The sequence below is a fragment of the uncultured Campylobacter sp. genome (assembly GCF_938045595.1).
GTDB lineage: Bacteria > Campylobacterota > Campylobacteria > Campylobacterales > Campylobacteraceae > Campylobacter_B.
In genome coordinates, this window is record NZ_CALIBB010000180.1 from 1 (window position 1) to 5,707 (window position 5,707).

General features: G+C 50.9%; 6 protein-coding genes and 1 pseudogene. All 7 read left to right on the plus strand.

Going from position 1 to position 5,707, the window contains the following annotated elements; genetic code table 11:
- A partial coding sequence (locus Q0340_RS07240; RefSeq protein WP_298082755.1) for a DegT/DnrJ/EryC1/StrS family aminotransferase occupies positions 1 to 465 on the plus strand: 465 nt, incomplete at its 5' end.
- On the plus strand, positions 458 to 1,561 hold the full coding sequence (locus Q0340_RS07245) for a tetraacyldisaccharide 4'-kinase (RefSeq protein WP_298082756.1): 1,104 nt from the start codon (positions 458 to 460) through the stop codon (positions 1,559 to 1,561). The genes Q0340_RS07240 and Q0340_RS07245, both read left to right, overlap by 8 nt.
- An 18-nt stretch (positions 1,562 to 1,579) precedes the next feature.
- Complete coding sequence (argB, locus tag Q0340_RS07250; RefSeq protein ID WP_298082757.1) at positions 1,580 to 2,437, plus strand: acetylglutamate kinase; 858 nt, start codon at positions 1,580 to 1,582, stop codon at positions 2,435 to 2,437.
- Between the two features lie 121 nt (positions 2,438 to 2,558).
- Positions 2,559 to 4,112, plus strand: coding sequence for a threonine synthase (gene thrC / locus Q0340_RS07255; protein WP_298082758.1), 1,554 nt, complete (start codon positions 2,559 to 2,561; stop codon positions 4,110 to 4,112).
- A complete protein-coding gene (kdsB, locus tag Q0340_RS07260) occupies positions 4,109 to 4,831 on the plus strand; it encodes a 3-deoxy-manno-octulosonate cytidylyltransferase (protein ID WP_298082759.1) in 723 nt (240 codons plus the stop codon). Before thrC ends, kdsB begins: the two co-directional genes overlap by 4 nt.
- The gene (locus tag Q0340_RS07265) at positions 4,821 to 4,958 is read left to right on the plus strand and encodes a hypothetical protein (RefSeq protein WP_298082760.1); all 138 of its coding nucleotides are present in this window, start codon (positions 4,821 to 4,823) and stop codon (positions 4,956 to 4,958) included. The genes kdsB and Q0340_RS07265 overlap by 11 nt, the downstream gene beginning before the upstream one ends.
- Positions 4,955 to 5,707 (plus strand): annotated as a pseudogene (locus tag Q0340_RS07270) (NAD-dependent DNA ligase LigA); the annotation flags it as partial. The gene Q0340_RS07265 and the pseudogene Q0340_RS07270, both read left to right, overlap by 4 nt.

Here is a 5,707-nt window from a genome sequence, read left to right on the forward strand (position 1 = left end):
ATGTCCTTTACCTACGACGTCGATCGCATCGGTCAAAAATATGATCTTAACGCTATAAATTCCGCCTACGCCATCGCCCAGTTTGAAAAAACCGACGCCTTTATAAAGCGCCGCAAGCAGATCGCCGCAGCGTATCGCGAGCAGCTCGCAAACTGCCCTCACGTGACGCTTCCAAGCGACAGCGAGGAGCATATCTATACTCAATTCATCGTAAAGATCGACAAAAACCGCGACGATTTTGCCAAAGCGCTGATCTCGCGCGGAGTGAGCGTATCGCTGCACTACGTACCGGTGCATCTGCTAAGCTACTACAAAAGCAAATATAATTACAAGGTCAATGATTTTCCGAATGCGCTTAAAAACTATCAGCAAATTTTATCCCTGCCGATCTATACGGCGCTTAGCGACGACGATGTGAGCTACATTTGCGAGCAGATCAAAGAGATAGCGCAAAATCGTGTTTAAACTCCTAATCGAGCGAAACCTATACGACCCGAGCCCCGCGTGGCTTGCGCTAGGGGTGATTTTAGCACCGTTATCGCTACTTTATACGCTGATCGTATGCCTAAAAAGGCTCTTTGCTAAGCCGCAAAAATTTAAAATTCCAATAATCAGCGTCGGAAATTTAACCCTCGGTGGAAGCGGCAAAACCCCGCTAGTGCGGGCGCTTTTTAAAGAATTTAACGGGGAGTTCAAAACCTGCATCATCCTTCGCGGATACGGACGCAAAAGTAGAGGCTTGCTCGAAGTAGCGCTCGGCGGGCGGATACTTTGCGACGTGCGGCAAAGCGGAGATGAGGCGATGGAGTACGCGCTGTTTCTGCGCGGCGCAAACGTAATCGTTAGCGAAGATCGCGCCGCAGGGATCTTGCGCGCGCAAACTCTCGGCTTTGAGCTCGTGATCTTGGACGACGGATTTTCTAAATTTAATATCTCTAAATTTGATATCTTGCTACGCCCGCAAAGCGCGCCGAAGCTGCCCTTTTGCCTGCCGTTCGCCGCGTATCGCTACCCGCCGTTTTTTTATAAATTTGCAGATTTCATACCCTCTCCGAGCGACATCTCGCAGGAGCTTAAAATCGTTTCGGCGGCGGATCTGCAAGAGGGGCTAAACGGCGCGGATGAAATTTCAAATCTTGCGGATGAAAATTCAAATTCCACCGCGGATGAAATTTCGGATTTAAATTTAAATCGCGCCACAGATGAAATTTCAAATTTAAACCCCGCCGTCGCGAATAAAATTTTAAATTCCAAAGAGGCGAACTTTGAGAGATCCCGCACGATCTTAATCAGCGCTATCGCCAAGCCTTGGCGCTTGCAAGCGTTTTTGCCGCTCGCGAAAGCCCACGCATTTTTCCCCGATCATTATGATTTCAAAAAAGAGCAGATTTTAGAGCTGCTAAGGCGCGAGGATGCGGAGCATATCCTTTGCACGGCGAAAGATTACGTGAAATTGAGGGATTTGAGCGCAGAAATTTCGGTGATTTTGCTAAATTTGAAGCTAAGCGAAAACTTTATCCGCAAAATTCAAAACTACATAAACCAAGCTATGATAAAATAAGGTTTTTAAAGGAATTTTATGATAAAAAAGAGCAAAACCGCCGAAGTCATCATCTCCGCGCTGCCCTATATCCGTAAATTTAGAGATAAAATTTTCGTCGTCAAATACGGCGGCGCGGCGCAAACCGACGATACGCTCAAGCTTGATTTTGCCCGCGATATCGTGCTTTTGCATATGGTCGGCATCAAAATCATCGTCGTGCACGGCGGCGGCAAAAAGATCAATCAGACCCTGGATAAGATCGGCGTTCAGAGCGAGTTTAAGGACGGTCTTCGCGTAACGAATAAAGACGCGATCGAAATTACCGAGATGGTGCTAAGCGGCGCGGTAAATAAAGAGATCACGGCGCTTTTGAACCAAAACGGCGCGCCCGCGATCGGTATCAGCGGCAAGGACGGCGGGCTTTTGAAGGCAAAATTCCTGGATGAGAAAAAATACGGCTTCGTGGGCGAGATCACCGAGGTAAACACCAAGCTGATAAACGACCTGCTGCAAAAGGACTATCTGCCGGTAATCGCCCCGCTTGCGGGCGGCGAAGCGGACGAAAACGTGAGCTTTAATATCAACGCCGATCTCTGCGCCAGCAGGATCGCAGCCGCGCTAAAAGCGAGCAAGGCGATATTTTTAAGCGACATTGACGGAGTGCTCGATAAAGAGGGAAATTTAATCAGCAAGCTTGATGCCGCGCTCATTTCAAAGCTTAAAAATGACGGCACGATCGCAGGCGGCATGATCCCAAAGGTCGATGCGTGCCTGCAATGCGTGCGAAACGGCGCAAATGCCGCGCATATCATCAACGGCAAAATTCCGCACTCGATCCTGCTTGAGCTTTTCACGGACGGCGGCATAGGAAGTTTGATAAAGGAAGAAATTTAGACGCGAGCGCGGAGGCGGCAGGCTTAAAGCAGCAATGCCGCAAGTCCGTGCAAGCAGCCTAAGCGATCAAATTTAAAGCGCCTAGGCGGGCGTAAATTTTAAAATTTTAAAAAGGAAAAAGATGAAACTGGTTTCTACGAGAGATTTTTCGCAAAGAGCGGATCTTAGCTACGCGCTACTAAATCCGAGCGCGAACGGCGGCGGGCTTTTCAGCCCCGAGCGGCTGCCGCTTTTGAGCGAGGATTTTTTTAAGCAGTGCGAGGATCTGAGCTACAAACAGATCGCGCTTAAAATCATCGAGAGCTTCGATTTTGACGTAAGTAGCGAGGTCTTTGAAGACGCGCTAAAGCGCTACGATAAATTTGAAAATCCCGCCTGCCCCGTCCAGATCAAAAAGCTAAACGAAAACGCCTATATTTTGGAGCTTTACCACGGCCCGACGCTCGCGTTTAAGGATATGGCGCTGCAGCCCTTCGGCGCGCTTTTAAAAAGCATCGCAAAATCCAGGAATGAAAAATTTTTAATAATGTGCGCCACGAGCGGCGACACGGGGCCTGCGACGCTGGAGGCCTTTGCGGACGACGAGAATATCAAAGCGGTCTGCCTCTACCCGCAGGGCGGCACGAGCGAGATACAGCGCCAGCAGATGGTCAAACAAAGCGCGGCAAATCTTAAAATTTTAGGCGTGCGCGGCAACTTCGACGATACGCAACGCGCGCTAAAATCGCTACTGGCCGACGACGATTTTAAAAACGAGCTCGCGCGGGCAAACCTAAATCTAAGCGCCGCAAACTCGGTAAATTTCGGCAGGATTTTATTTCAGATCATCTACTACCTCTATGCTAGCATCTATTTCTCAAAGCACGGCGTATTGAGCTTTGAGCAAAATTTAAAGCAAAGCGATCAGTGCCAGGCGTGCAGTCAAAATTTAGACGCTGCGACAAGCGCAAACGGCGCGCAGAGCGCAAAACAGAGCGCTAAATTTAACACATTCGACGTCATAGTGCCTAGCGGAAATTTCGGCAACGCGCTGGGAGCGTATTTCGCCAAAAAAATGGGCGCAAAGATCGGCAAAATCAAGATCGCTTCAAACGCGAACAATATCCTGACCGAGCTTTTTACGAGCGGCATCTACGATCTGCGCGGGCGCGAGCTCATCCGCACGATTAGCCCTGCGATGGATATTTTAGTTAGCTCCAACGTCGAGCGGCTGCTTAGCGATATGTTCGGCGATGCGCGCACGAGCGAGCTGATGCAAAGCCTGGCGCGAGATAAATTTTATAAGCTTAGCGCGAGCGAGCTTGCGAAGCTGCGCGAGATTTTTGAGGCGGATTTTTGCGACGATGCGCAGTGCGCTAAGTTTATCAAGCAAGAGAGTAGCCGCGGTGTGCTGATTGATCCGCACACGGCGACCTGCTTTAAGCTACTTGACGAAAGCCGCCTAAATCTCGTAATTTCAACCGCGAAGTGGATCAAATTTACGCCGTCGATGATCGGCGCGATCAAAGGCAGGGCTTGCAAGGACGAAAGGGCCGATATGATCGCGCTTTCGAAGGAATTTCGCAGCGACATTCCGCCGCAGATCTCGCGCCTTTTTAGCGCGCCGCAGGTTCACTCCAGCGTCGTGGAGCAAAGCGAGATCAAAAACGCCATAATGGAGTGGATCAAAAAATGATAGTAATCCCCGCGCGCCTTGCTTCGACGCGCTTTAAAAATAAAATTTTATGTGAGTTTGGCGGCGTGCCGATGTTTATCAAAACGGCTCAAAATGCCGCCAAGGCAGACCGCGTGCTAATCGCCGTGGATGAGCCGCAAATTTTAAAGATCGCGCAAGATTACGGCTTTGACGCCGTTCTCACCGCGCGCGAGCATCAAAGCGGCACCGATCGGATCAATGAAGCGGTCGCAAACGCAGCGCTTGCGGAGAATGAGATCATCATCAATATCCAAGCCGACGAGCCCTTTTTCGAGAGCGAAAATTTGATTAAATTTAAAGATTTCGCCAACACTATGATCACGCAAAAGGGCGCATTTATGGCGAGCTGCTACAAATATATAAGCCCTCAGGCGGCGGAGGATCCGAATTTAGTCAAGCTAGTGCTTGATAATGCTGGCTTTGCGATCTATTTTTCGCGCTCGCTCATCCCCTACCCGCGCGCGGCATGCGAGTGCTACCTCGGACACATCGGCATCTACGCATACAGCGTGCGGAATTTAAAGCGGTTTTGCGCCCTGCCCGCCTCAGCGCTGGAAGATACCGAAAAACTCGAGCAGCTTCGCGCCATAAGCGCGGGCGAAAAGATCGCAATGCTTGAGATCGAAACCGAAAGCATCGGCATCGACACGCCACAGGATTACGAGCGCGCGCTAAAGGAGTTCGGCAATGGAATTTAAAATTTACTCGTTATACGCCGCAGTGTTTGGAGCGGAGGGACTCGCCGCTGAGCGTAAAATTTTAACGGAACGCGGAATTCTAGCGACACACGGAATTTTAAAATTTAAAGATGCGAGCGCAAGATGAATTACGATGAATACAGATCCGCGGTAGATACGCTAAATGCGTGGGCGCGGGCATATTACACCGACGATAAACCGATCGCAAGCGACGAGGAGTACGACGAGCTTTATTCGCAAGCGGAGAAATTTGAGGAGAAAAATCCAGCGCTCGCGCTGCCGTACTCGCCTACGCGGCGCATCGGAGGCGCGATCAGCGAGGGCTTTTCCAAACTCGCTCACGGCGCGCAGATGTGGTCGATGGAGGATATTTTCGACGACGCGGACCTTTTGGCGTGGCTAGCTCGCGGCGAGAAGAGCGGCGCGCAGTTTTACGTCGAGCCGAAATTTGACGGCGCGAGCTTAAATTTAACCTACGAAGGCGGCGTGCTGATAAGCGCGGCGACGCGCGGCGACGGGCTTATAGGCGAGGACGTGACGCAAAACGCAAGAGCGATCAAATCGGTGCCGCTTCAGATCCCCTACGAGGGAAGGATCGAGATCCGCGGCGAGACGCTGATCGCCAAGAGCGATTTTGACGCGTTAAACGACGAGCGCGCCGCAAACGGCGAGAGTCTGTTTTCAAACCCCCGCAATGCCGCCGCCGGCAGCCTGCGCCAGCTAGATAGCGCGATCGTAGCGAAGCGGAAGCTAAAATTTATCCCGTGGGGAGTGGGCGAGCATTCGTTAAGCTTTGCGCTGCACTCGCAGATAATGGAGTTCGTGCGCAGTCTCGGCTTTTTGCGCGACGAGTTTTGCCGTATCTGCAAGGATGCG